General features: G+C 60.1%; 22 protein-coding genes. 8 read left to right on the top strand and 14 right to left on the bottom strand.

Annotated elements, in window-relative coordinates; all coding sequences use genetic code 11:
- Positions 1 to 146: 146 nt before the first annotated feature.
- From ACKVY0_RS27570 to ACKVY0_RS27535, 8 genes are all read right to left on the bottom strand, one after another.
- Positions 147 to 941: a DUF1080 domain-containing protein gene (locus tag ACKVY0_RS27570; RefSeq protein WP_409218093.1), complete on the bottom strand. Its 795-nt coding sequence runs from the start codon at positions 939 to 941 to the stop codon at positions 147 to 149.
- A 28-nt stretch (positions 942 to 969) separates the two neighbouring features.
- Complete coding sequence (locus tag ACKVY0_RS27565) at positions 970 to 1920, bottom strand: carboxylesterase family protein (protein ID WP_409218092.1); 951 nt, start codon at positions 1918 to 1920, stop codon at positions 970 to 972.
- Between the two features lie 55 nt (positions 1921 to 1975).
- Positions 1976 to 2320 (bottom strand): type II toxin-antitoxin system RelE/ParE family toxin, encoded by a 345-nt coding sequence (locus ACKVY0_RS27560; RefSeq protein ID WP_409218091.1) that lies wholly within the window; start codon positions 2318 to 2320, stop codon positions 1976 to 1978.
- On the bottom strand, positions 2317 to 2622 hold the full coding sequence (locus tag ACKVY0_RS27555) for a hypothetical protein (RefSeq protein WP_409218090.1): 306 nt from the start codon (positions 2620 to 2622) through the stop codon (positions 2317 to 2319). Before ACKVY0_RS27555 ends, ACKVY0_RS27560 begins: the two co-directional genes overlap by 4 nt.
- Positions 2623 to 2981: 359 nt before the next feature.
- Positions 2982 to 4220: a serpin family protein gene (locus ACKVY0_RS27550; RefSeq protein WP_409218089.1), complete on the bottom strand. Its 1239-nt coding sequence runs from the start codon at positions 4218 to 4220 to the stop codon at positions 2982 to 2984.
- A gap of 43 nt (positions 4221 to 4263) precedes the next feature.
- Entirely contained in the window at positions 4264 to 5742 is a 1479-nt protein-coding gene (lysS, locus tag ACKVY0_RS27545; RefSeq protein WP_409218088.1) for a lysine--tRNA ligase, read from the bottom strand.
- Between the two features lie 291 nt (positions 5743 to 6033).
- Positions 6034 to 6936, bottom strand: coding sequence for a PIG-L deacetylase family protein (locus ACKVY0_RS27540; RefSeq protein ID WP_409218087.1), 903 nt, complete (start codon positions 6934 to 6936; stop codon positions 6034 to 6036).
- A gap of 254 nt (positions 6937 to 7190) precedes the next feature.
- A complete protein-coding gene (locus ACKVY0_RS27535) occupies positions 7191 to 8672 on the bottom strand; it encodes an MFS transporter (RefSeq protein ID WP_409218086.1) in 1482 nt (493 codons plus the stop codon).
- Positions 8673 to 8784: 112 nt separating this feature from the next.
- Here ACKVY0_RS27535 and ACKVY0_RS27530 point away from each other — a divergent pair, with 112 nt between their 5' ends.
- Complete coding sequence (locus tag ACKVY0_RS27530; RefSeq protein WP_409218085.1) at positions 8785 to 9810, top strand: methyltransferase; 1026 nt, start codon at positions 8785 to 8787, stop codon at positions 9808 to 9810.
- 52 nt (positions 9811 to 9862) lie between these two features.
- Entirely contained in the window at positions 9863 to 10381 is a 519-nt protein-coding gene (locus tag ACKVY0_RS27525) for a hypothetical protein (RefSeq protein WP_409218084.1), read from the top strand.
- A gap of 188 nt (positions 10382 to 10569) precedes the next feature.
- Here ACKVY0_RS27525 and ACKVY0_RS27520 read toward each other — a convergent pair whose 3' ends face one another.
- From ACKVY0_RS27520 to ACKVY0_RS27500, 5 genes are all read right to left on the bottom strand, one after another.
- A complete protein-coding gene (locus ACKVY0_RS27520) occupies positions 10570 to 11400 on the bottom strand; it encodes a class I fructose-bisphosphate aldolase (protein WP_409218083.1) in 831 nt (276 codons plus the stop codon).
- Positions 11401 to 11443: 43 nt separating this feature from the next.
- Positions 11444 to 12538, bottom strand: a complete 1095-nt coding sequence (locus ACKVY0_RS27515; RefSeq protein ID WP_409218082.1) for an iron-containing alcohol dehydrogenase — start codon at positions 12536 to 12538, stop codon at positions 11444 to 11446.
- Between the two features lie 74 nt (positions 12539 to 12612).
- Positions 12613 to 14010: an ATP-binding protein gene (locus tag ACKVY0_RS27510; protein WP_409218081.1), complete on the bottom strand. Its 1398-nt coding sequence runs from the start codon at positions 14008 to 14010 to the stop codon at positions 12613 to 12615.
- Between the two features lie 67 nt (positions 14011 to 14077).
- On the bottom strand, positions 14078 to 15289 hold the full coding sequence (locus tag ACKVY0_RS27505; RefSeq protein WP_409218080.1) for a class I SAM-dependent RNA methyltransferase: 1212 nt from the start codon (positions 15287 to 15289) through the stop codon (positions 14078 to 14080).
- An 8-nt stretch (positions 15290 to 15297) separates the two neighbouring features.
- Positions 15298 to 15990 (bottom strand): outer membrane lipoprotein-sorting protein, encoded by a 693-nt coding sequence (locus ACKVY0_RS27500; protein WP_409218079.1) that lies wholly within the window; start codon positions 15988 to 15990, stop codon positions 15298 to 15300.
- Between the two features lie 53 nt (positions 15991 to 16043).
- On the opposite strand from ACKVY0_RS27500, the gene ACKVY0_RS27495 reads away from it, so the two are divergent.
- The 6 genes from ACKVY0_RS27495 to ACKVY0_RS27470 all read left to right on the top strand — a co-directional run bounded on the left by ACKVY0_RS27495 (position 16044) and on the right by ACKVY0_RS27470 (position 23323).
- Positions 16044 to 17504 (top strand): glycosyltransferase family 39 protein, encoded by a 1461-nt coding sequence (locus ACKVY0_RS27495; protein ID WP_409218078.1) that lies wholly within the window; start codon positions 16044 to 16046, stop codon positions 17502 to 17504.
- Positions 17505 to 17521: 17 nt separating this feature from the next.
- A complete protein-coding gene (locus tag ACKVY0_RS27490; RefSeq protein ID WP_409218077.1) occupies positions 17522 to 18232 on the top strand; it encodes a glycosyltransferase family 2 protein in 711 nt (236 codons plus the stop codon).
- A gap of 318 nt (positions 18233 to 18550) precedes the next feature.
- Positions 18551 to 19522: a hypothetical protein gene (locus tag ACKVY0_RS27485; RefSeq protein WP_409218076.1), complete on the top strand. Its 972-nt coding sequence runs from the start codon at positions 18551 to 18553 to the stop codon at positions 19520 to 19522.
- A gap of 9 nt (positions 19523 to 19531) precedes the next feature.
- Positions 19532 to 19759: a hypothetical protein gene (locus ACKVY0_RS27480; RefSeq protein WP_409218075.1), complete on the top strand. Its 228-nt coding sequence runs from the start codon at positions 19532 to 19534 to the stop codon at positions 19757 to 19759.
- Positions 19760 to 20042: 283 nt separating this feature from the next.
- Positions 20043 to 21122, top strand: a complete 1080-nt coding sequence (locus tag ACKVY0_RS27475; RefSeq protein ID WP_409218074.1) for a sugar phosphate isomerase/epimerase family protein — start codon at positions 20043 to 20045, stop codon at positions 21120 to 21122.
- Positions 21123 to 21169: 47 nt separating this feature from the next.
- The gene (locus tag ACKVY0_RS27470) at positions 21170 to 23323 is read left to right on the top strand and encodes a RecQ family ATP-dependent DNA helicase (protein ID WP_409218073.1); all 2154 of its coding nucleotides are present in this window, start codon (positions 21170 to 21172) and stop codon (positions 23321 to 23323) included.
- A gap of 48 nt (positions 23324 to 23371) precedes the next feature.
- On the opposite strand, the gene ACKVY0_RS27465 is transcribed toward ACKVY0_RS27470, so the two are convergent.
- Positions 23372 to 23827 (bottom strand): hypothetical protein, encoded by a 456-nt coding sequence (locus tag ACKVY0_RS27465; protein WP_409218072.1) that lies wholly within the window; start codon positions 23825 to 23827, stop codon positions 23372 to 23374.
- Positions 23828 to 24134 lie beyond the last annotated feature (307 nt).

The raw sequence follows: 24134 nt of genomic DNA, 5'->3' as shown, positions 1-24134 counted from the left end.
CATTAAGTTAAGGCACTTCTCAAGATGTGTTCCCGCAGATTCAGATAACCCGCAGATTTTTTTCCGGATCCCAATCTGCGGGTTTTCTGAATCTGCGGGAACTCCTTCTTAACTTAATGACATTGACAGCTTGATGACCTCGTGGGTCACTTCTTCGCGTCGGTCTCGGCGAGAATCTTCTTCGCTTCTTCCGCGCCGATCTCGCGCACCTGCAGATTACGCCAGCGGATTTCACCACCGTGAGTTTGCAGCATGATTGGGCCTTTCGGGGGCAGCGGTTGCGTTTTGTCCCAGTAGTTCTCCATCACGTTGCCATCCACGACCACCTTGTCGTTCAGCCACACCCAGGTGCGGGCGCCGATCTGGCGGATACGGAAGCTGTTCCACTCGCCGAAGGGTTTGTCCGCCACCACGAGCGGATCGCGGCCGGGCGTGTCCGGGGTGTTGTTAAACAGACCGCCGGAACCGAGATGCGGCATGCGCGTCGGCTTGGCAGGGTCAAAGATCTGACTCTTGTCCCAAATCTGCACCTGCGGCGTGCCGCGCAGATAGATGCCGCTGTCGGCATGAGCGACAGTCTTGTACTCGATGAGCAGTTCGATGTCGCCGAACTCCTCGTCCGTCGTCGCATACGGGCCGGTGCCCACATTGACCAGTTCGCCGTTCTCGACCTTCCAGTGCTCCGCGAACTCTTCGCGCATCTTTTTGAGGGCTTCCTCTTTCTTCACGCCTTCAAGTTTGACGACGGAATGCGGGTTCAGGCCATGCCAGCCGCTGAGGTCCTTGCCGTTGAAGATGGGTCGGAAAGCGGCTGCAGGCGCGGATGGAGCCGGAGCCGCTGCAGCAGGCGTGGACGACGCTGCGGGTTTGCCTGCTTTGTCGCAGGAGACGAGGCAAACAGCGAGCGCAAGGCCGCCGACGGTGAGTGTGCTGAGTTTCATGATCATGATGGGTGCTTGGATGACGGCCTCACTTCACTTCCTTGAGCTTCGCGATCAGGTAATCGTTGATCGTCTTGAACTTCACGTCCGGCGCACCGGGATAAACCACGTCACAGGCCACACCGTTCGCTTTGCAGTACTCCTGCAGCTTCACGCCGAAGTTCGCCGTGTGCGTCGGGTCTTTCTGCTCCTGGCCGATGGCGGGAGGGCCGCCGAAGGAGCAATACACAGGCGGATCGTCGGAGGACACGAGTGCATAAGGTGAGTATTCGGCGATCCACGGCAGGATTTTCTCCCGCGCCGCGACGAAGTCATCGAAGTTCTTGAACTCACCGCTCTTGCTGAACGCATGGCCGCCGTACTTGCTGTTCGGCGTCCACTCGCGCATCTGCTTCGGATCCAGCGTGGTCTGCGGACCATTCACGGCTGCCGTGTAAAGACGTGTCGATTCACGCGCAATGGGATCGTCGCTCTTCGGATCGGCCATGTCAGGATGAAACGCCAGCCACAGGCTGCTGCACGCACCCGCCGAGCCGCCGCTCGCACCGATGCGCTGCTTGTCGATGTTCCACTCCGCCGCCTTGCTGCGCACGGTCTGGAGGGCAAGCGCCGCATCCGTCAGAGGTGCCTTCACTGGCGGCACCACGTCCTGCGCCTGCGAGATGTAGCGGTAGTTGATCGACACCACCGAAATCCGCTCCTTCAAAAACGGCTCCACCGCGATCCCCGCCTTGTCCCCACCCATCCAGCCACCGCCATGAATGAAAAACAGCAGCGGCGTCGGCTTGTCCGACTTCGCCTGCCAGAAATCGAGCACATTCCGCTCATGTGGCCCATATTTGAAGTCAGCCACCGTCTTCGGCGGGTTATTCGGATAAACTTTCTTGGCCGGAGCCTTGGGCGCTTCAGCCTTCTTCGCCGGTGTGTCGGCGGCAAAGGCAATGCTGGTGAGCAGTAAGAGGGAGAATGCGAGTTTCATGGTGGACCGATCAAACGTCGGTGCGACCGGCCATCTCACAGGCTGATGCCAAACATCACTCTTCGCTTTCTTCGAGTGGCGGCCGGTGCTCATGCCGCACTTGCAGCACCGTCACCACCTGCTCCAGCTCATCCACCGTGAACAACACCCGCCAGCCCACACCTGACTTCCACGGGCGGAACAGCATCCGGCGCAGCACGGCCTCGGGATGCCATCTGCCGTTTTCAGCGGCCAAGCCGTGACGCTCAGGATGCTCGCAGAGCTTTTCGAGGGCCTGGTCCAGTTCGCGTGTCCACCGCTTTGCCAATTCATCGCCGTCTTCCAACTCAGTGCGATACCACTGCCGTTGCTGCCGGATGCTCTGCTTGGCTTCAGTCGCAAGAGCCAACGAGTAGCTCATACACTTTCCGTCGTCGTTTCGTCCTCGCGGTAGAGGCTGTCGAAAAATTCACGCGCAGGCGTGCCGCGCTCGCCTTGGGCATAGGCATCGACTGCCGACTTCAGCCGCTGGTCCATCTGATGCTCATGGGCCTCCCAGGCCATTTTTTCATACGCCTCCACCGGCACAAGCACCGCCGCCGCCTCGCCATCCTGGGTCAATACCGTCGCCCGGCCCCTCTGTTTGAGACGCGCTGAATGCTCGCGCGTGTTCAAGGCGAACTCCGCCATGCTGAGGACATCGATGTTGAGGACCATGTTCATAGGCAAAGGCTATCACAACCACCCCTGCGTCATCAAGCCGCAAATGGTGCGCGGGAATCTCAATACACCAGTACCAAAACAGCGGCCTGCTCCACGTCCTTGATCACGTCCTCAAACTTGCGGTCCGTTGTGATTGGCTCTTTCAGCTTTCAGCTTGATGACGAAGGCAATGCTGATGAGCAGGAATAGGGAGAACGCGAGTTTCATGGAGGCGGTTTAAACGCTTCCATAGTGCAAATCCAGAACATGCCCGACTTCTCAATCTGGAGTGCGGCGGCCCTCCGCCGCTTTCGAACGTCCGCAGGCGCATGAAAAGCTCCAGAGGGCTGGTGCACTCCAAAACGCTATCGCGCCACTTCTCACCGGGGGTCATTCACCCGCCCGAGAAACAGGCATGCACCACTCGCCGCATGCTGAATGGCGAAGATGAAAGGGCGGTCGGCTTTGATCTCAATGGGCTTCTCCGGTTCTTGGTAACCTCCTCCGCCACCCGTGTCCTCTGCCACGGCAGTTGCCGCCGCTGCTTCAGTGCCTTTCTCGTCGAGTTCAAGGAAGGTCTTGTGAAACACCTCGGAGATGCAGAGATAGTCACCTGGCTTCTTCGGAGCCATCGCGTCGAAATCAGCGCTGCCGCGTGGTTTGTCGAACGCGGTGGTCAATCCCATCGTTTGCAGCACTTTGCCAAGAGGAACCGTGGGCGGGGTGATCTTGAACTTCGGCAGATGGAGAATTACTGGGCGCTCCCGGGCATTCGCACAGGCGAGAAGAATCTTTGGGGTGAGAGTCTGCTCCACGCTGGCAAAGCCATTTAGGCTGTCCGGGACGATGAGCAAGAAGTGCAGTTCATCTCCGATATACGGCAGTGTGACCGCTTGAAAGCCGCGACCACGGTGGTAGCTCATGTATTTGTAATTGTTCATCGTCGGTACATTCACCACCTCATTACCCCCGTTGATATAAAATGGCTTCGGGTGGGTGGCTTCCAGGGCAAACTCTGCCGACCAGGCGGCTTTAAAATAGAGCGCGTTTACCAGCACAAGCCGCGTGGCGTTGGTTACACCAGCACGGGGGATCAAATCACGAATCCGATCACGCGTTTGCTCTGCCACCCAGCCGTTGATCTCCGCCCTCGCATTGCCGGGGTCTTTGCGGAAGTTCATTGGCCGCAATGGGGCGGAAAAGTGATCCTGCACACCCGAGAGGAACGGCTTTCGAAACTCATATCCCAATTGTCCAAATAGCCGGTTGGCCACATGCAGTTGCAGTGCCTTGGCAGGGGCATCATACCTTGCGGAGGTTTGTTGCGCTTTGTTCAGACTTTGATTCAACGCCGCGAAGGACTTGCCGAGTTTCTCCTTGTCTGCCGGGAAATGTAGCACTCGCATCATCTCCTCCTGTGTGACTCCGCTGGCCCCGAGATAGGTCATCGCCAGCGCTGACTGGATCGAGTAGGGCGAAAGGCAGAGATTCCCCCGCTTTGGCATCTGCCGATGCAAATCGAGTCCGAGCTGGTTCACCGCCATCGCCGCTGTCTCAGGCGACACAGCCAAGCACTCGGAGACAGCGACCAGTGAAAGTGCAGCAATGAGCGTTTTCATCGCGGCCATCTTGCCAATTCGCCGGAGTGAAGGCCAGATAATTTTAGCCCTTCTTCTTCAACTGCGGGAACAGCACCACATCACGGATGCCTTCGGCACCGGTGAGCATCATGATCAGGCGGTCGATGCCGATGCCGATGCCACCGGCGGGTGGCATGCCGTGTTCGAGGGCAAGGATGAACTCCTCGTCGATCTTCTGCGTCTCCTCACCAGCCTGGTGCTCCAAGCGCTCGCGTTGGACGATGGGGTCGTTCAACTCGGAGTAACCGGGGCTGATCTCCTGGCCGTTGATGATGAGTTCATACACATCGACGATGGAATCGTCCTCCACGTTCTGCTTCGCCAGCGGCACGAGCTGCTTCGGACAATGCGTGACGAAGAGCGGATCGAACTGCGGAGCCTCGACCAAGCGCTCAAACACATGCTGCGTGACCTCGTAGTCCTCGAAGTTAGGCCCGATCTCGACACCCAACTCCTTCGCCCGCACCTTGCGCTGCTCCGGCGTGTATTCATACCACTTCGGATCAACACCCTTCAGCAGATCCGTGTAGCGCACACGCTTCCATGGCCGCTCGAGATTGATCGTGCGCGTCACATTGCCGTCCTCGTCCTTGTGCTCGATCTTGAGGCCACCGCAGAAGGTTTCCGCGAGATGACAGATCATGCCTTCGACGAGATCGGCCATCTTCTCGAAGTCCGCGTAGGCCCAGTAGGCCTCCAGCATCGTGAATTCCGGGTTGTGGCGGCGGCTCATGCCTTCATTGCGGAAATTGCGGTTCAATTCGAAGATCTGCGTGAACCCAGCCACCAGCAGCCGCTTCAAGAACAGCTCCGGCGCGATACGCAGAAACATCGGCTGGTTCAGCGCATGGAAAAACGTCTCAAACGGCTTCGCGGCGGCACCGCCGGGCACGTCCTGCATCATCGGCGTTTCCACTTCGAGGAAGCCGCGCTCTTGCATGTAGTTGCGGATCGCCGCGACCATCTTGCTGCGCGTCACGAAGATCTCACGGCTGCGGTCATTGGAAATGAGGTCCAAGTAGCGCTGGCGATACTTGATCTCCTTGTCAGCGATGCCATGCCACTTGTCCGGCAGCGGACGCAGCGCCTTCGAGAGCGGCGTGAGCTTCTTGATGTGGATCGATTTCTCCCCGCGCTTCGTGATGAAGGTGAAACCCTCCACGCCGACGAAATCCCCGATGTCCACGAGCTGGATGAACTGCGCATACGCCTCGTCACCCACATCACCCTTGCTCAAATAGCACTGCATGCGCCCGCTGATGTCACCGAGGTCAAAGAACGTCGCCTTGCCCATCTCACGACGGGACAGAATGCGGCCCGCCACGCGCACATCGAGTGCTTCGGTAAAGTCTGCCTTCAGCGCACCCGGCTGGTGCGTCGTGTCAAACCGGCTGCCAAACGGGTCCAAGCCCGCTTTCACCTGTCCATCGAGCTTTTCGCGGCGAATTTGCAGGAGTTCGGATTCGGACTGTTCGGGAGCAGGGGCTGGCGTCGGTTGCATGGTCGTTCGGATGAGTGGGGCGTGTCTTTAGCCGCTCCCACACGATTTGCCACCGCAAATGCCGCAGCCATGGAGCGCGAGTATGGCGAACCTGTCCGCCGTAGCCATCATCCTTCGCAGTCTTGCTTTCATCCTTCGAAGTTTGCTACGGAGAATGGAACGGAGGACGGATTGGCGAAGGTGGAAGCCTACTCGCCACTTTTCCTCAGCGCTCACGACAAGCTCAAAAGCCCATCGCTTGGCCCACCACGCCGCAGGAAAGTCAGGCTCGTCAAATACTCGCGCTCCGGCTCACTTCGCGTCGTAGAACGGAAAGAGCTGCTTGATCTCCTCCGCGCTCGGACGGCGTCCATATTCGCAGACCTCGAAGGTCTCGGCGTATTTCACCGCTTTGCCTTTTTCCTCACCGTAGAGTTTGATCAGCAGCTCACGATACTGATTCGCCTCGTTGCTCTGACGCGCACCCCAGCGGCGCTTCAGCCACGCACGACGTCCCACCTCATCGCTGGCGGGTGGCACTGTCTTCACGGACTCCTCAGAGCCGCTGGCGCCACCTTCATAGGCCTGCGAAGTCAGTTCATGAATGCCGTCGAGTTTTTGCTCAAAGGAGTCGTCCACGCTCACCGCGATGTCAGGCGTGAAGGGATACGGCTTCTGGAAGCCGTCGCTCGAATACAGGAACACCGGATTCTTCTTCAAATGGGGCACATCCGGGCAAATAAACGGCACGGTGACCATGAACGCTGCGTCCTGAATCAGCACGCCGACATAACGATGGTCGGGATGATAATCCCATGGCCGGTGTGCGATCACGATGTCCGCCTTCCACTCGCGAATGACACGCGTGATGAGCTTGCGGTTCTCCAGCGTCGGCAGCAGCTCGCCATCGTGAATGTCGAGCACTTGGGAGGTCACGCCGAGCTTCTTCGCGCATGCAGCAGCCTCCGTCGCACGCCGAATCGCCAGCGGCCCGCCCGCTTCCTTCCAGTGGCCGATGTCGCCATTCGTCACCGACACCAGCTTCACATGATGCCCCAGCCGCGCCCACTTCACGGCCACGCCGGCCGTTTTGTATTCCGCATCATCCGGGTGTGCGCCGAAGACGATGATGCGAAGTTTGCCATCGCCTTTGTCTTCGGCGTGGAGTGTGAATGAGACGAGGCAGACGACGAGTGTGAGCAGGGAGCGAATCATGGCGGCAGGATTACGCCGCATCGACAGGAAAAATGTCGGGCACCGTCAACGGCGTCATGAATTATACCGCAGAGGGGCAAAGAGGCAGAGAGGCAGAGAGGGACGGCCTACGGAACACACGGAAGGCAAGGAACCGAATTCAGAGCAGAACCAACTCATTATTTCCGTGTCATTCCGTGTGTTCCGTAGGCACATAAACTCTGCCACTCAGCATCTCTGTGGCAAAACGAACTGCTGAGACGTTCACCAACAAATCACTCCTCCGCCTTCGGCTCCGGCAGGAAGAAACCGACGAGCAATGCGATCACCGCCATCGCCGTGGCGATGTAACCGGCGGCCATGGCGACATGCATCGGCCGCACGGCCAGCGCACCACCGGCGAGCATTGGCGCGAGCCAGCTCGTGTTCAGCGTGGCCATGCAGGTGCCGACCATGCGTCCGCCGACGTTCGTGGCAAAGCTGCCGCCCGTGCCGCGCAAATGCATCGGAAACACTTTGGGCAGATATTCACCGAAGTAGCTGAACTGTGCCACGGTGACGAGTCCGCAGAGCGCATAAGCCCACAGGAAGGCCTGCCCGCCATCTTTGAACAGCACGAAATAGGTCACGGGCAGAATGATGAGCGCGGGAATCTGAAACACCTTCAGCAGCTTCACACGGCTGATGCCCACGATGAGCAGCACGGCCAGCAGCACGCGTCCAGCAAGACCACCCATCTCCTGATGGAACTGCACCTTGTCGGCCATCGCCTTCACTTTCGCGTTCACCGGCTTCTGCTTGTCGAAATTCGCCTTCATCTCGGCCTTGAGAGCTGCTTTGGCCGTGTCGTCGAGTCCTGGGGCCTTCAGTTTCGCGCTGATCTCCATGTCAGTCTTCTTCAAGGCGGCGAGTTCACCCGCCTCGACCTTCATCTCTGGCAATCCCGGCGTCACCCGCGCCACCGTGACCTGCAACGCGCCGAACGCGATGCCGTAGGCGCACGCGGAGAGAATCGTCGTCACCAATGTCACGCGACGAAGCTCAGGCGCGAACAACGCACCAAAGCTCGGGCGCTTGAGCGTTCCCGCCAGCTTCTTGTCCTTCCATACCTTAGACTCCGGCACAAACGGCAGCAGCAGCGCGATCGGAATCGCAGGCAGGATGCCCGACATCAACGTGTAGCGCCATGCAGCGATGCCCGTGCTGCCAGCCGGCAGGCCCCAGTGCGGCAAGGTGTCTAGGTTCTTGCTGATCCACACGCTCACCGCCGTCACCAGCAGTCCGCCCAGCGAGGCGCAGGCCTGGGTGATGCCCAGCCATTTTTCCTTCTGATGCTTGTCAGTAAAGACTTCCGCCAGCCAGGTGATGGCGGCCACGAACTCGACACACACGCCGATGAACGTCGTGCAGCGGAAGAAGATGAACATCGGCAGCGTGGTGGCGAAGGCCGCGCAGAATGGCGAGAACGAATACACAAAGATGCTCGCCGCCATGATGGTCTTGCGGCCAAATTTATCGACCAGCCAGCCGCCCAGCAGACCAAACACGCCGCCGCACAGCGCCGCGATCCACAGCAGCTTGCCGACCCACTCCGTGACCGAAGGATCACTCGGCAGCACCTTGAGCAATTCCGCAATCGCTGGCGCAGCGACCAGCGGCGTCATCAGCAGTTCATACGTATCGAAGAGGAAACCGATGCTGGCGATGAGGATGATCAGCCAGTGTGTGGTGGTGAATTTGGGTGCGGGAGTGGACATGGCGAGGCGATGCTGTCAGGAGTTCGGAGGCAAGTCAACGCGTGGCATGCAGGAACTCTTTTTTCATTTCTTTCGTTTCTTTCGGCCACCATCTGGGAATCTTCGACCCGCCATGCCCCACGACCTCACTTCCGCGCCACAGACTGATCCGCTCAACATCTACCGCTACCGCGACAGCCTCTACGCGGTCGATTTGATCACTGCGGCACTGAGCTTGGACTTCTTCACCTGGCTGTCGGCGACTCCATCGACCTTGAGCGGCATTTGCGCGCACTTTGGTTTCAAAGAACGGCCAGTGGATGTGATGCTGACCCTCTTCGCGGCGAATGGCTGGGTGGAAGATCATAGCGGGACGTTTCACGCATCAGCAACAGCCAAAGAGCACCTGCGCGCAGGCTCGGTGTGGGATGTGCGGCCTTATTATGCCTCGCTGCATGATCGCCCCATCGCACGCGACTTCATCGAAGTGCTCAAGTCCGACAAGCCCGCAGGCTGGAGCGGCGACAAGGCGGCCTTCGACTGGCACAAGGCGATGGAGCAGGAGGATTTTGCCCGCAAGTTCACCGCCGCGATGGATTGTCGCGGCCTGTATCTCTCACAGGCACTCGCCAAGAAGCTCGACCTCAGCGGACGCACCTGCTTGCTCGACATCGGTGCCGGTTCCGGCATCTACGCGTGCTCCATTGCCGCACAGCACACGCATCTGAAGGCCATCGCGTTTGATCAAGCACCCGTGGATCGCATCGCGGACAAATTGATCGCTGAACGCGGCTGCGCGGATCGTGTGAGCGTGGCGACTGGCAACATGTTTGATGGATTGCCGTCGGGATGCGATGTGCATCTCTATTCCAACGTGCTGCACGACTGGGGTGTGGCCGAAGTGAAGAAGCTGCTGGCTGTTTCGCATGCCGCACTGCCTGCGGGCGGCATGCTCATCATTCACGATGCGTTTATCAATGCGACGAAGAGCGGACCGCTGCATGTCGCAGAGTATTCGTGTCTGCTCATGCACTCCACGCAGGGGAAATGCTACAGCACGAGCGAGTACGCGGCGCTGCTTGATGAAGCGGGATTCACACCGGGTGAGTATCATGACACCGCTGTCGCACGTGGATTCATGACAGCGATTCGTTGTTAAAATTTAAATTGTGCAAAGAAACAGAGTTGTCGTATCGTCTCAGAGTTCGCTTATGAAATTAATCACTCTGCTTTCTCTTCTCGCTCTCACCGCATCTGTGCGTGCTGAGACCACACTCACCATGACCGGCGTGCACAACTGCTGCAAGAGCTGCACGAACGGCATCATCAAGGCTGCTGCTGATCTCAAAGATGTTACCGTCACGCCCGAAGGCAAAACGGTGACCATCGTCTCGAAGAAAAAGGGCGACGCGAAGAAAGCGGCCGAGGCCATCATCGCTGCCGGTTACTTCGGCACTATCGAAGGTGATGAAGCTGCTTCAAAGTCCGCCAGCAAGCCAGCCGCTGCTGCGAAGCCTGAAGTCAAGCTTACCAAAGCCACCGTTTCAGGAGTGCATCTCTGCTGCAAAAAGTGCGAAGTCGCCGCCACTGACGCCGTGAAAGCTGTCGCCGGAGTGACGAAGTATGACATCGTCGCCAAGGCCACGTCCTTCACCGTCGAAGGTGAATTCGCCAAGGCTGATCTCACCGCCGCACTCAATGCCGCTGGCTTCGCTGGCGACATCAAATAATCACCGCAACCAACAACGAGCGGGGCCGGGGCTTGCGAAAGCGACCCCGGCTTTCTTTTTGTACGGAGTCCCGCCTTTAGGCGGAAAGGGGTGGCAAACCCCGGCGGGAACAAGATGCAACTCGTCCACTTCATCAGCAGGCGGTGATTGCACCGGCTAAAGCCGGGACTCCGAACGGGGCTCGGAACTCACACCATCGCCAGCGCGGCATCGACGCTCGCGCCGTCATGCACCATCGCCATCAGCGCACGCGTGATGCCCTTGGGATTCGGATGCTGGATGACGTTGCGGCCATAGACGATGCCGGAGGCACCTTGCTGAAGCAGGCCCTGCGTGCGTTCGAGAATTTCACGGTCGCTCACGCGGCCACCACCGCGCACGAGCACCGGGATGCCGGAGGCGGCTTCGATGACTTTGTGGTAGATGCTCACGTCGTCGGTCGGATCGGCCTTGATGATGTCGGCGCCGAGTTCGACCGCCTGACGTACGAGGTAGGTGATGGCGGTTTCGTCGCCATTGACCATGTAGCCGCCGGCTTTTTCATTCGGCTGGAACACGAGCGGTTCGACCATCATCGGCATGCCATAATAGTCGGCCTGGGGCTTGAGTTTGAGGATGTTTTCGACGCATTCGGCATGTACTTCGGGCGCGCCGGGGATCTGGAACAGGTTCACGCACACGCAGGCGGCGTCGTAGCGCACTGCCTGGAGCATGCAGTCTTCCAGCATGAGGCTGAAGCGGCGGTTTTCCGGCAGCGTCTTGCCGTAAATGTTCGCCACATCGGTGCGCAGCACGAGGCTGGGCTTCTCGCGGCCCGGAATCTCCTGCAAATGACGCGCCATGCCGAGCGTGAGCTGGATCGCGTCTGGTGCGGCCTCGACCAGCGTCTTCACGACCGTGCGCATGTCTTCGATGCCTTGCAGGAACCCGGCTTGGTTGAAGAAGCCGTGATCGACGGCCACGTCGAAGCAGCGGTTGGACTTGGCGTTGAAGAGGCGTTTGAGGCGGAAGGATTTCATGGTGGGAAGGGTTGTTTAAAGCGATGTGCGGCGCGGTCAACTTTCACAAAGCGGCGCGAAGCACTGCAATGAGTTCGTCATGTGTCAGCGAAACAGGATTGGCCTTCATGCTGCTCGCGGCGGCGGCTTTGCGGGAGATTTCATCGAGATCGGCGTCTTGAATGCCCCAGGCGCTGAGTTTGGGAATGTGGAGGCGCTGGGTGATGCCGTGCAGCCATGCGATGGCATCGCCATCGAGCATCTCATCGACTTGATCGAACTTGGCGCGGTTTTGCACACGTTTGGAGTTCGCTTCCCACACGGGAGCAAGCAACGCGGCGCACACAGCACCGTGCGGCGCGTGAAACATGCCGCCAATCGGTGCGGCGAAGCCGTGGACGGCACCGAGACCGGCGTTGGCGAGGGCAATACCGCTGTTGAGAGCGCAGAGGGCCATGTCTTCGCGAGCGCCAAGATCGTGGCTGTTTTCAAAAGCGCGTTCGAGGGAACGTGCGGCTCGCTGGATGCCGTCGAGACACAAAGCGTCGGTCATCGGCTGCGCACGCGAGCAGACGAAGGCTTCGAGGCATTGCGTTAGCGCGTCCATGCCGCTGGCGGCGGTGACGTTCGGCGGGAGATCGATGGCGAGGTCGGGATCGATCAAGGCGATGCGTGGCAGCATCGAGAGATGGCGCAGGCTGGCTTTGACGCGATGTTCCTCGCTGGCGATGACGGCGTTGCGCGTGGCCTCGGCTCCGGTGCCGGCGGTGGTGGGCACGGCGATGAAGGGCAGCGGCGTGGCTTCGAGTGGCTTGCCTGCGCCGATGACTTCGATGTAGCGCATCAAATTGCCCGGTTGCGTGCTCATGGCGGCGATCGCCTTGCCGGCATCGACCACGCTGCCGCCGCCGATGGCGATGATGACATCAGCTTGATGTTGTTTCGCGAGTTCGACACCGTTTTGGATTTCTTGGACCGTCGGTTCACCACAAATCGATTTGAAGCCAACGTAAGGCAGCCGGGTTTGCCATTGTGCTGGGCGGCTGCCGGTGATGAGGAGTGGTCGCTGGCCGAATTCGGCAGCGAGAGCAGGCAGTTCGCGCATCACGCCGCGTCCGAAGATGATGCGCTGGGCGGTGGCGAATTCAAAACGGTTCATGATTTCAGCAAGGCTCGGTTGTAGCGCGGAATTCCGATTCCGTGACGGCGTTCACTCGGTATCGGAATACCGAGCTACGGCGGGGCTTTGAGAGCATAGAGGTCTTTGAGCGTGTGAACGCGGACGCCGGGAAGTTTGGTGCTGGATTTGATGGAGCGGACGAACAAGCGGCGACTGATGGTGGCGTTGCGTTTGTTGGGGTAGAGCGGGATTTTGGCCTCCAGTTCATCAGCGAGTGGCTTGATGGCGGTGATGTCTTTCCATTTGCACTCGCCGAGGTCGGTCCAGCCGTCCTGGCGCACTCCGACGACGTCGATCTGCGTGTTTTTATCCCAATACTCGCCGCAGGTGAAGGCGGCGCGAACGCCTTCGGCCTGATAGATCATGGGCAGGCATTCGCGGCAGAGGCGCTCGAAGCAGCGGCCGAAGTAGGCGTCGAGTTCGGGCTTGATGATTTCGGTGAAGCCTTGTTTGGGGCCGAGCAGTCGCAGCGTGCTCTGATGTGGAAAGAGGAAGCGGAACCAGAAGCGCAGGAAGGGATCGTCGAGCGCGTAGCGCACGGTGCGCACGCCGGGCTTGTCCTCGGTGAGCGGGTAGCGGCGCTGGACGTAGCCGAGTTCGACGAGGGTGCTGAGATGGTAGTTCAGGCCACGCACGTCGATGCCGGTGGTGCTGGAGAGCTGCGCGGGCGCGGTCTTGCCCTGCGCCAGCGCCATGAGCACGGCGTGGTAGGGCATGAGGTCGCGCAATTCTTCGCGCAGCAGAAACTCTGGCTCGCGAAAGAGCACGGAGATTTCGTCGAGGATGCGAGCAATGATGTTTTGCTCGATGGAGAGCTTTTCATCGAAGGCGAGGAGGTACATCGGGATGCCGCCGCAGATGGCGTAGGCTTTGGCGTGGTCGATGACGGACCAGCGCGGATGAAACTCGGCGGCTTCGAGGTGCTGGAAGGGCTTGAGCAAAATCTGCCCGGTGCGGCGGCCAAAGAGCGGGCTTTTTTTGCCGAGCACCTCGCGCTCCATGAAGCCGAGGTAGGAGCCGCAGAGGATGAGCATGACGCGGCCGGACTTGGCCCAATGACGGTCCCACAGCTCCTGGATGACGGAGGGCAGCTCGGTCGCGCCTTCGGCCATCCACTGGAATTCATCGAGGGCGAGGATGAGCTTCTGTTTGCCGGTGTGGCGCTTTACCACGAGGTCGAGCGCCTCACGCCAGCCGTTCACGCGGGCCTGGGCGAGCAGCGGCTCATTGAGCGCACGCGCGGCGGTTTCGAGGAACTCGGTGATCTGCGTCTCACCGGGGGCGCGTTTGCCGACGAAGTAGATGCCGGGCTTCTTCTCCATGAAGTGGACGATCATCTCGCTCTTGCCGACACGACGGCGGCCATAGACGGGCAGGAACACGGAGTCCGGCCCGCGCCACATGGCGTCGAGCGCGGCGATCTCACGATGGCGGCCACGGAAGTCGATCATGCCGAAGTGTAAGTCATCAAAGCATGTTTTGTCAAAACGTGTTTTGATGACTTTGGCCGAGCCAGCCTCAGCGGCTCAGCGTCATGACGCATTCGAGGTGCTTGGTCTGCGGGAAGAGGTCGAAAGGCTGCACGGTGCCGAGCTGGTAGCCGGCCTCGGTGAAGAGCACGAGGTCGCGCATCTGTGTGGCGGGATTGCAGGAGACATAGACGACGCCTTTCGGGCTGAAGGCGAAGAGCTGTTGCAGGAACTCGGGGCTGCAACCGGCGCGGGGAGGGTCGATGAGCACGACGGTGTCGGCCCCGGCATGCGGAACGTCTTTGAAGACATGCTGCGCATCGGCGGCAATGAAGCGGCAGTTCGTGAGCGCATTGAGTTCGGCGTTGTGCGCAGCTTTTTTAACGGCGCTCTCGGAGATCTCGACGCCGATGACCTGCTCGAAGTCACGGGCGGCGCTGATCGCAAAGAGGCCGCTGCCGCAGTAGGCATCGACGAGATGCTTCGCGCCGGTGGCCTTGGCTTCGTCGATGGCATGGCGGACGAACTTGGGCAGGATGAAGGGATTGTTCTGGAAGAAATCACCGGCCTGGAACTCGAAGCGGATGCCATCCACGTCTTCGACGGCGATTTCATCGCTGCGGGTGAGGACGCCGTTTTTCGCGGCACGCATGAGCAACGTGGCACCGTTTTTGAAGGTGTCGGAGTTGGCTCGGGCACGTTCGCGTACGGCAGCGAGCTGCGCGTTCAGCGCGGGTATGGCGATGGGGCAGTGCTCGACATCGACCATGGCATTGCGCGTGCGGGCGCGGAGGAAACCGATGGCACCGATGCCGCCGCTCTTGGGGCGATGGAAGTGCGGCGTGATCTTGGAGCGGTAGCCGTATTCGACGGGCGAGGCGATGACCTCGCGCACCGGATGCTCGATCTTCGCCATGTGCTTGAGCAGTTCGGCGACTTGGCGCTGCTTCGATTCGAGCTGCTCAGCATATGCGAGGTGCTGATACTGGCAGCCGCCGCACTGGCCAAAGAGTTTGCATTGAGGCGTGACGCGATTCGGTGCCGGTTCCAGCACCTCGATGAGATCGGCTTCGCTGTAGTTTTTGTGATTGCGGAAGACGCGGCACTTCACGAACTCACCGGCGAGCGTGAAAGGGACGAAAATGACCCAGCCATCGACACGGGCCACGCCAGCGCCCTCGTTGGTGAGGTTCTCGATTCTGACATCGAGTTCCTGATGGTAGGCGAAGGGATGCGGATTGAATTTGCGTGGCGGTTCCATGCGTCGCCTTATTTCTTCACCGGATCATCCATCGTCATATAGGTACGGCCTTTGACGTCACCGTTGAAGGGATTCAGGCTTTCGATTCGCAGTTCCTTCAAAGTCGTCGCGCCCTCAACCTTCTGCACCTTGATGACCTGATAACGCTTCACCACCTTGCTGTTGCGGTCGTAGGCTTCCATCTTGGCAGCGCCGCCGCTGGCCTGATGTACATAAAGATCGACAACGTAGTAGGGGCCTTCGCGGCTTGGGTTGGTGACACGCACGATCCAGCATTTTTGCGCGCTGACGCGGCCTTCACCCATTAACTGCGGACGTGGCCAGTAGAGGAAGCCCAGGGACAGGTCTTCATAATTGAATTCCATGCCGCGCACCTTGTCGCCATGCTGGCTGGCGGGAACCTCGGATGAGCCGCCGGGGCGCACTTGATACAGCGTGGCAGGCTCCGTGTTCAGGTCGAGGTGGACGATCTCCGGCGGTGCGTTTTTGAAACGGAAGCGCATGACCTTGTTGTCCATGGTGAGTTCCATGGGTTCGCGGCGGCCGGTGGCGTCATCGCGCAGTTCGCCGTTCATCTTGTGATTTTGCAGGGCGTAGCTGAGGCGCACGATGCGCAGGATTTGCTCGGCGGTTTTGGGCTGGGCGTCCTCGGCATGAACCAGCGAGGTGAGCAGCAGGAGGGGGAGAATGAAACGTTTCATAAGGGTGGCAGGGGTGAGCGACGCTTTGACATGGCGGCGGCGTCCACTATTCAATGCGCTCAACCACCATGCAGCGCCAGCGCTTTCTCTTTGCCGCCCTCGGCCTGCTCACGCTCTGGCGCTGGGCCTTGCTGCCGACGCTGGAGCTCTCACCAGATGAGGCGTTGGCAGTTTTTCGTGTAAAACACGGGCAAATCGGCGGATTTCTCGAAATGGGGCCGCTGGTGCCGCTGTGCGCGAAGCTGGGCATGCTCATCGGCGGTGCGTGCGAATTTGGCGTGCGTTTCTTTGCGCCACTGCTCGCGCTGGCGGCATCGCTGGCGGTGTGGCGGCTGATGCGCGGCCTGTTTGATGCGCAGATCGCCGGCTGGGCCGTGGTGATCGTGAATGTGCTGCCCGCTTTCAATCTCGCCGCCGTCACATTGACGCCGAGCACGTTGATGTTCGCGCTGCTGCCGACGCTGGCGCTGTGTCTGCGCATCGCGCTGCTGCATGCGCAGCCGTTGCACTGGGCCTGGTGGGCGGCAGCGGCATGCGTGATGGGCACGGTGCTCGTACAACCGCCTGCGCTGGGAACTCTGGCCGCAATCACACTGGTGTTTGTGCTGCCGGAACGGCTGCGGCATCACCTGCATGCATCAGGATTCATCGTGGTGGTCGCGGGCTGGGTGCTGGCGATGATTTACTGGCTCACATGCCAAAACGGTTTCGGCTGGCCGGAGTGGCGGCTTGTTCCCAATCTGTTTCGCTGGATCGTGCTCGCATCGCCGCTGCTGCTCATGCTGTTCGTCATGGCGGCACGACTGGCGTTTGAGCGTGCCACGCTGATGTCACAGCGCAGCCTGCCGCTGGCGATGCTGCTGCCGCTGGCGACGATTGATCTGCTTTACGGCCCGCACGATCGCTGGCCGGACATGGGCGGCGCAGTTTGGATGCTGTTCGCGGCGATGTTGCTCGCGCATCGCGGCACGGTGCTCGGTGGTGTCGCCAGCGAGGAGAAAATCAGCCTGCGCACCATCGCCGTCGTGCTCGCGGCACTGCAAAGCGCCTTTCTGCTGCAAACCGACCTCCCGCGCACGCTGGGACTGCCGTGGCGTTTTTCGCGTCAGATCACGCCCGGTTCCGAATACACACACTTCTTCACCGCTGATCCCTCCAAGGCGATGCGCGGCTGGCGGGAGAGCGCGAAACTCGTTGCTGCCGTGCTGAAGGACACGAGGGGCGATGGGCCGTGGTTTGTCATCGCGAGCGACTGGCGTCTTGCGGTCGAACTCGACCACTATCTCGGCCAAAACGAGCCGGTGAAGTCGCTCCACGACGATCTGCGCGGGCACGGCGGCCGCAGCGCGATCTTTGTCACCGATGATCCTGCCGCCATTGCGCCGCCTGCGACCTTGCAGGCCCGGTTCGCACGCTTCGAGGTGCTTTCCGTCGCCCGTGTCATGCATGCGGGCAATGAGGTGCGCTGGCTGAAAATCTTCGCTTGCCACGATTATCGAGCGCCCGACTTTTGACGCCCTTTTGCCCGCCCATGCCATCTTCACCCGCCATCTCTGTCGTCGTGCCTCTTTATAATGAGGAGGATAATGTCGTGGAGATGCAAAAGCAGATCGACGCCGCGCTGGCCGGGCGTGATTACGAACTCGTGCTCGTCGATGACGGCTCCAAAGACCAGACGCTCGCCCGCGTGCAACGCGGCGACCGTGTGCGCGTGATCATCTTTGAAAAGAACAGCGGCCAGAGCGCCGCCATGCATGCCGGCATCAACGGCGCGAAGGGCGATGTCATCGTCACGCTCGACGGCGACCTGCAAAACGATCCCGCCGACATTCCTGCTTTGATCGCCAAGCTCGATGAAGGCTTCGACCTCGTCTGCGGCTATCGTGCCAAGCGCAAGGACACGCCGTTCAAGCGTCTGCAAAGCCGCATCGCCAACTTCGTGCGCTCCCGTTTTGTCGGCGACCATGTGCGCGACACCGGCTGCACACTCAAGGCCATGCGCCGCGACTGCCGCGAGGCGCTGCTGCTCTTCAACGGCATGCACCGCTTCATCCCCGCGCTCATCCGCAACATGGGCTGGCGTGTCACCGAGGTGCCGGTGAATCACCGCCCGCGCATCCACGGCGTGAGCAAGTACGGCTTCGGCAATCGTGCGCTGCGTGCCACGACGGACATGTTCGGCGTGCGCTGGCTCAACAGCCGTCGCACGAGGTACACGATTAAAGAGGAGCGCAGAGCGTAGAGCAAAGGACCAAGCGCCACCGCGCTTTCGAGCGCAGCACTCGTCCTCCCACTCGAACTCGTCCTCGAACTCGTCCTCGAACTCGATCAAGGCGCAAGATTGCGATGTGATCGTCCAAGCGTCCATGAAATATCCGCTGCATTGGCTTGGTAACGCTGGGTGCTCTCGAAGCGACTTGATCGAGGACGAGTTCGAGTAGGAGGACGAGGACGATTCAGCCGCTTCGCGAAAACCCTTCGCCCTTTGCTCTCCGCTCTCCGCCGTTTTCCACCTTGACCATCACACACGCCCGCGTGCATCCTGTGACCACACACGAGGATGAACCTGCGCGAACAACTGCGACAACTGCTCCCTGAAATCCTGCCCGATGATCCGGCGGATTCCATCAAGGGCACCGAACTCATCCGCCTTGTGCGCTTGCGCCTCGGCGACGGCTACAGCGACGCCACGCTGCGCTACCATTTTTCCATTCTCAGCTACGATCCCACCTCGCCCATCGCGAAGGTCGATCAAGGCCAGGGTTACTACCAGCGGCAGAAAAAAACCGCCGGCGGCCCCAACGGCGTCGCCCGCCAGAACCTCTTCGAGAGCGAAAACGAAAGCGATCAATGCTGGTCGCGCTACCTACGCCTCGTCGCCATCTATGAGCGGCTCTGCCTTCAGCGCTCGCGCTATCCTTTCCTGCTGAACCGCAACAGCAGCGGCGCACCCAGCATGGAGGGCGAATGGGACATCCCCGATCTCGTCGTCGCCGACTGGGATCTCGACGCCGGCAGCGATGAAGCACCGCGCTTCGACGCCGCCATGCTCGATCTCCGCCGTCATCTCGGCGGCCCCGAGGTCGGCATCACCGGCGTGCAGCTCAAGCTCAACGTCTCCATCGAAAACTTCAGCGCCGACTTCTTCCAGGCCCTCAGTGCCACCCGCTGGACGCTGCAAAGCGAGATCGTCATCGCCGAAGGCCTCAACGACGAGGCGCTGGTCGATGCCCTGCGCAGCCTCGGCCATCAGTTCGGCGTCGGCATCAGTAGCCTCGGCATCCAGCTCACCCAGCTCGATGAACTGCCCTCCGCCAAAGAACTCCGCGCCATGAGCGCCGCCGAGTTCGAGGCTGTACACAATCTGCTGCGCATCCAAAAAATCACCCTGCCCACGCCCCGCCACAGCATCGACTGGCCCGCGCTCAACGCCCTGCGCAAAAAGCACGACTCCGTCGCCGACCTCGTCCGCTGGCTCTCCGACTGCCTCGCGAAGCGACAGCCAGAGTGGGTGGGTGGAACGGTGAGGTGAGCACGTTATATGAGCGACTGCCATCATCCAGATGCATTTGAAAAACGCCTCCGGTTTGGATGCGGTTTTTCATTTGGTGCTGTGATCGCCTTCTTCGTAGGATTACGGGAACTTGAAGCCTATACTGGAACCTTTTGGGCCGTCGTCATCGGCGTCGCACTCATCTTCGGCTTTTGCGCCATGTGCCAAGGCGATGAATTCTGGCATGGCTTGTCCAAGTGGTTTCCTTGGTGGTAGAAGCACGCCCACCCAATGCAAAACCCGGCTGCTTGGCATCTTTTCAAATCTGAAATCGCAAATCGCTGGAACGTAGGTTGGGTGTGTGCTGCGTCGAAGGTGTTCGTGAAACAGCATGGCTCGCATCGCAGCACCGCCCGACGGTTTGGGGGCTTGCTGGCGTTCGTAAGCTTCCAAACAGACGGGCGGGCTGTCGCCACACCCATCCTACGTTCAGCAATCTTCATTTGGCAGGAAGCTTGCTGGAAATGAGGGTAACTTCGTTCACGTTCCTTGAACCCTCATGACGCGCCGCACTTTTCTGACTTCCGCCGCTGCTTTGGTAGCCCTGCCGCTGCCGGCGGCGTTGCGTGGGAAGCGGATGGGGATTGTGATTCATTCGTACTGGAAGCGCTGGCAGGGGAAGTACTCGAGCCTCAAGAGTCCGCCGTTTGAGAACGCGCTGGATGTGCTGGATCATGTGCGCAGCTTCGGCGTGGGCGCGTTGCAGATTATGGTCAACGGCTGGACGGGCGAACTGGCCCGCAAGGTGCATGACACCTGTGAATCCTACGGCCTGAAACTCGAAGGCAGCATCACGCTGCCGAAGAACGAGAACGACGTGGACCGCTTCGAGAAGGAACTGCGTCTCGGCAAGGAAGCGGGCGCGACGATCTTCCGCTCCGCGACTGGTGGCCGGCGCTACGAGCTGTTTTCCAGCCTGGAGGACTTCAAGCACTTCAAAGCGAGCGCGTTCAAGTCCATGCAGCTCGCGGAACCGGTCGCTCGGCGGCAGCGCGTGCGGATCGGCATCGAGAATCACAAGGATTTCCAAGCGGCGGAGCTGGCGGAGCTGCTGGGACGCCTCAGCAGCCCGCACATCGGTGCCTGTGTCGATACCGGCAACAGCATGGCCTTGCTCGAAGATCCAATGCACGTCGTCGAAACGCTCGCGCCCTTTGCCGTGACCACACACATCAAGGACGTGGCTGTGCAGGAGACGCCCACCGGCTTCCTGCTCTCCGAAGTGCCGCTAGGCGAGGGAGTGCTCGATCTGCCGCGCATGTTTGCGCTGTTTGAGAAGCACAATCCGCAGATCGACTACCACCTGGAGATGATCACGCGCGATCCGCTGGACATTCCCTGCCTCAAACCCGGCTACTGGGCCACTTTTCCCGACAAATCAGGCACCGATCTCGCGCGCATGCTCACGCTGGTGCGTGAACGCAAGGCGGCCAAGTTGCCCAAGGTCACCGGCCTCGGCATGGAGGAGGCGCTGGACTACGAGGAGGCCAACATCGTGAAATGCCTGCACTATGCCGGGAACAGGCTGGGATTGGACAAGGTCGTGGTGCGCAACGAGCAAGGACAGGAAGAGAAGTAAGTCTGCCGAGTTGATGAACCGCGCAGCGCAGCCATGATGCACCGCCCGTGTCCGACCTCCTTCCAACCGCTGACTCCACGCCCATCCACGACGCCAAACTGGCGTTGCAGAAGTATTTTGGCTTTCGCGAGTTCCTCGATGGTCAGGAAACGGTGATGGCAGGCATCTTGAGCGGGCGCGACACGATGGTGATCATGCCGACCGGTGGCGGCAAATCGCTGTGCTATCAACTTCCGGCGATGGTGATGGATGGCGTGACCGTCGTGGTGAGTCCGCTCATCGCGCTGATGAAGGATCAGGTGGATGCACTGGAGCGACGCGGCATTCCGGCGACGCTGATCAACAGCTCGATCTCGCTCGGCGAGCAGCAGGAACGCATCGAAGCGCTGCGGCGAGGCGAGTACAAGCTCGTGTATGTCGCGCCAGAGCGTTTTCGCAGCCGGATGTTTACGAACGCGCTGCGGCAGGTGCAGATCGCGCTGTTTGCGGTGGATGAAGCGCACTGTTTGTCGCAATGGGGCCACGATTTCCGGCCGGATTATATGCGGCTGGGCGAGGCGTTGGCGCATCTGGATCGCCCACAAGTCATCGCACTGACGGCCACGGCCACGCCGGAGGTGCGGGGCGACATTTTGAAGACGCTGCAATTGCGTGATCCCTACGTGGTCATTCGCGGCTTCGAGCGGCCGAACCTGAGCCTGAACATCTCGCACACGAAAAGCAGCGGCGACAAATACGAGCGGCTGAAAAAAATCATCGCGCAGCACAAGACGGGCATCATCTACTGCTCCACACGCAAGCGGGTCGAGGAAGTCGGTAGCGAATTGCGCGACTGGAAGCTCAAGGCCATCGAGTATCACGGCGGACTCGACGACAAGGAACGCGAATCGCGCCAGACGAAGTTCATCACGAAGAAAGCGGATGTGGCGGTGGCGACGAATGCGTTTGGCATGGGCATTGACCGCTCGGATGTGCGCTTTGTCGTCCACTTCGATGTTCCGGGCAGCGTGGAGGCCTATTATCAGGAAGCGGGGCGTGCGGGGCGCGACGGCGAGCCATCGCAGTGCGAGCTGTTCTTCAATTTTGCCGACACGAAGACGCAGGAGTTCTTCATCGACGGCAACAACCCGAGCGTGGACATCATTCGGAACGTTTATCAGACGTTGCTGAACGCGGCAGATTCGAATCACGAGGTGCAGGCCTCGATCGATGACATCACGGATCGTACCGGAGCCAAGAACAGCATGGCGATCGGTTCGGCGCTCGGTCATCTCGCACGTAATGGCTACATCGAGCGTTTTGACATTCCTGGGAAGCGCATTCGCGGCACGCGGCTACTGCAACCGCAGGTGCTGACGCGCGATTTGAAGATCGACATGGAGGCGCTGCGCGAAAAGGACCGGCGCGACCGCTCGAAGCTGAAGTCGATGATCGAACTGTGCTACGACGACAAAGCCTGCCGCCAGGAGCAGATTTTGCGCTACTTCGGTGAAACGGAGAGCACTCCCTGCGGCAGTTGCGATGTGTGCCGGGCTGAAGGCGTGCAGCCACCGCGTGAAGGCACGGCGGAAGAAGTCACCATGCTGCGTCAGGCGCTCAGTGGGATCGCCCGCATGTCCACCAAGCATGCGGACGGCACTTGGGAAGGTCGTTTTGGCAAAGGCCGCATCATCCAGATGCTGGTGGGCAGCAAGTCGAAGGAGATCGTCGATGCCGGGCATGATCAACTCAGCACCTACGGTCTGCTCCAGCACGTCGGCACGCAGGCGTTGCATCCGTTGTTCGCCGAACTGGAAAAGCTGGGGCTGATCGAGACCAGCAGCGGTGAATATCCCATTGTCTCACTTACCACACAGGGAATCGCGGCGATGAAGGCCGGGCAGAACGTCAAGATGCGCTGGCCGTCGATGCATGCGCCGATGGCAAAGCCGAAGGGCAAGACGGCGCAGAATGAAGAACTAGCTGCCCGTGAGCTTGGCTTTGACGATGCGTTGTTCGAGAAGCTCAAACGTCATCGCACGGCCTTGGCGGAGTCGGAAGGCGTGCCGTCCTATGTGATTTTCAGCAACCAGACGCTGGAGTTCATGACGCGGTTGAAGCCGAAAACGATTGAGGCCGGACTCAAGATTCGGGGCGTGGGCGAGAAGAAGGCGAAGGAGTATTTGCCGGACTTTATACGGATCATCAAGCAGCACGGGTGACCAAGCGAAAGCTTTGGGTGGAGCGGGGTGGGAGGAAAGTCAGGCGAGTTAAAAACTCGCGCTCCGATACGCTGGGCGTTTCACGATGTGTGCTCGCTGAATGATGTCTGCTGGATGTTCTGGCGTGCCGCGATCCATGAAATTGTCGATGCTTTGAGAGGCGTCGAGGATGGCTCGCACCTGGCCGCCGATGGTGGGGGCGGGATTGAAGTAATCCGCAGCTCCGGCGACGGCTTTATAAACGACGGACAGTTCGACGACGAAAATGTCATCGAGTCGGTAGAACTCGCTGCCCGTCAGCAAGCCGGAGCCGCTGTTGCCCGTGGGACGCGCCGGTGAGGCGGGACGCAGGGTTTTATAGAGGTGTGCGCGGGTGACGGGGAATTCGAGGCGGTGCAAACGCCGCTCGTAAACCTGACGGCGGCCGAATTCGTCCTGCGGCAGCATGGTGCAGCCTGCGGTGAGACAGAGGAGGAGCAGGAGGGCGTGGAGATGTTTCGACATGCGCTGATTGTGCTGGATGGACTGGAATCAGCAAGCCTGCGTTCAACATGCAGGGCAAAGACATGAACATTCTGGGTTCGTATTCTTGAGGCTGGCCCCTCACCCCAGCCCTTTGATTCGCTGCGCTCACCCTGCGGGCTGCCTACGGCAGTCTATCTCCGCTCCGCTACGGTTCCCCGAAGTTAATCTTGGAGCAATACAGCATGGGGCGGGGAGAGGGAGATTCGCTTTGTGCGATTTTGAAAGCGTGATGGAACGAAATGCATCCTCCTCTCCCCGTCGAGAGTGCGGATGTTTTGCACGATGG

Source organism: Prosthecobacter sp., assembly GCF_046154365.1.
GTDB lineage: Bacteria > Verrucomicrobiota > Verrucomicrobiia > Verrucomicrobiales > Verrucomicrobiaceae > Prosthecobacter.
This window is presented reverse-complemented; position numbering and strand designations above follow the sequence as displayed.

Excerpts from the sequence above, each read along its gene's own strand:
- ACKVY0_RS27525 (WP_409218084.1), top strand. The coding sequence starts at position 9,863 with ATGAAATTAATCACTCTGCTTTCTCTTCTCGCTCTCACCGCATCTGTG.
- ACKVY0_RS27530 (WP_409218085.1), top strand. The coding sequence starts at position 8,785 with ATGCCCCACGACCTCACTTCCGCGCCACAGACTGATCCGCTCAACATC.
- lysS (WP_409218088.1), bottom strand. The coding sequence starts at position 5,742 with ATGCAACCGACGCCAGCCCCTGCTCCCGAACAGTCCGAATCCGAACTC.
- ACKVY0_RS27465 (WP_409218072.1), bottom strand. The coding sequence starts at position 23,827 with ATGTCGAAACATCTCCACGCCCTCCTGCTCCTCCTCTGTCTCACCGCA.
- ACKVY0_RS27520 (WP_409218083.1), bottom strand. The coding sequence starts at position 11,400 with ATGAAATCCTTCCGCCTCAAACGCCTCTTCAACGCCAAGTCCAACCGC.
- ACKVY0_RS27540 (WP_409218087.1), bottom strand. The coding sequence starts at position 6,936 with ATGATTCGCTCCCTGCTCACACTCGTCGTCTGCCTCGTCTCATTCACA.
- ACKVY0_RS27485 (WP_409218076.1), top strand. The coding sequence starts at position 18,551 with ATGAACCTGCGCGAACAACTGCGACAACTGCTCCCTGAAATCCTGCCC.
- ACKVY0_RS27510 (WP_409218081.1), bottom strand. The coding sequence starts at position 14,010 with ATGATCGACTTCCGTGGCCGCCATCGTGAGATCGCCGCGCTCGACGCC.
- ACKVY0_RS27475 (WP_409218074.1), top strand. The coding sequence starts at position 20,043 with ATGACGCGCCGCACTTTTCTGACTTCCGCCGCTGCTTTGGTAGCCCTG.
- ACKVY0_RS27535 (WP_409218086.1), bottom strand. The coding sequence starts at position 8,672 with ATGTCCACTCCCGCACCCAAATTCACCACCACACACTGGCTGATCATC.
- ACKVY0_RS27495 (WP_409218078.1), top strand. The coding sequence starts at position 16,044 with ATGCGCTCAACCACCATGCAGCGCCAGCGCTTTCTCTTTGCCGCCCTC.
- ACKVY0_RS27515 (WP_409218082.1), bottom strand. The coding sequence starts at position 12,538 with ATGAACCGTTTTGAATTCGCCACCGCCCAGCGCATCATCTTCGGACGC.
- ACKVY0_RS27555 (WP_409218090.1), bottom strand. The coding sequence starts at position 2,622 with ATGAACATGGTCCTCAACATCGATGTCCTCAGCATGGCGGAGTTCGCC.
- ACKVY0_RS27505 (WP_409218080.1), bottom strand. The coding sequence starts at position 15,289 with ATGGAACCGCCACGCAAATTCAATCCGCATCCCTTCGCCTACCATCAG.
- ACKVY0_RS27500 (WP_409218079.1), bottom strand. The coding sequence starts at position 15,990 with ATGAAACGTTTCATTCTCCCCCTCCTGCTGCTCACCTCGCTGGTTCAT.
- ACKVY0_RS27480 (WP_409218075.1), top strand. The coding sequence starts at position 19,532 with ATGAGCGACTGCCATCATCCAGATGCATTTGAAAAACGCCTCCGGTTT.
- ACKVY0_RS27565 (WP_409218092.1), bottom strand. The coding sequence starts at position 1,920 with ATGAAACTCGCATTCTCCCTCTTACTGCTCACCAGCATTGCCTTTGCC.
- ACKVY0_RS27550 (WP_409218089.1), bottom strand. The coding sequence starts at position 4,220 with ATGAAAACGCTCATTGCTGCACTTTCACTGGTCGCTGTCTCCGAGTGC.
- ACKVY0_RS27560 (WP_409218091.1), bottom strand. The coding sequence starts at position 2,320 with ATGAGCTACTCGTTGGCTCTTGCGACTGAAGCCAAGCAGAGCATCCGG.
- ACKVY0_RS27570 (WP_409218093.1), bottom strand. The coding sequence starts at position 941 with ATGAAACTCAGCACACTCACCGTCGGCGGCCTTGCGCTCGCTGTTTGC.
- ACKVY0_RS27490 (WP_409218077.1), top strand. The coding sequence starts at position 17,522 with ATGCCATCTTCACCCGCCATCTCTGTCGTCGTGCCTCTTTATAATGAG.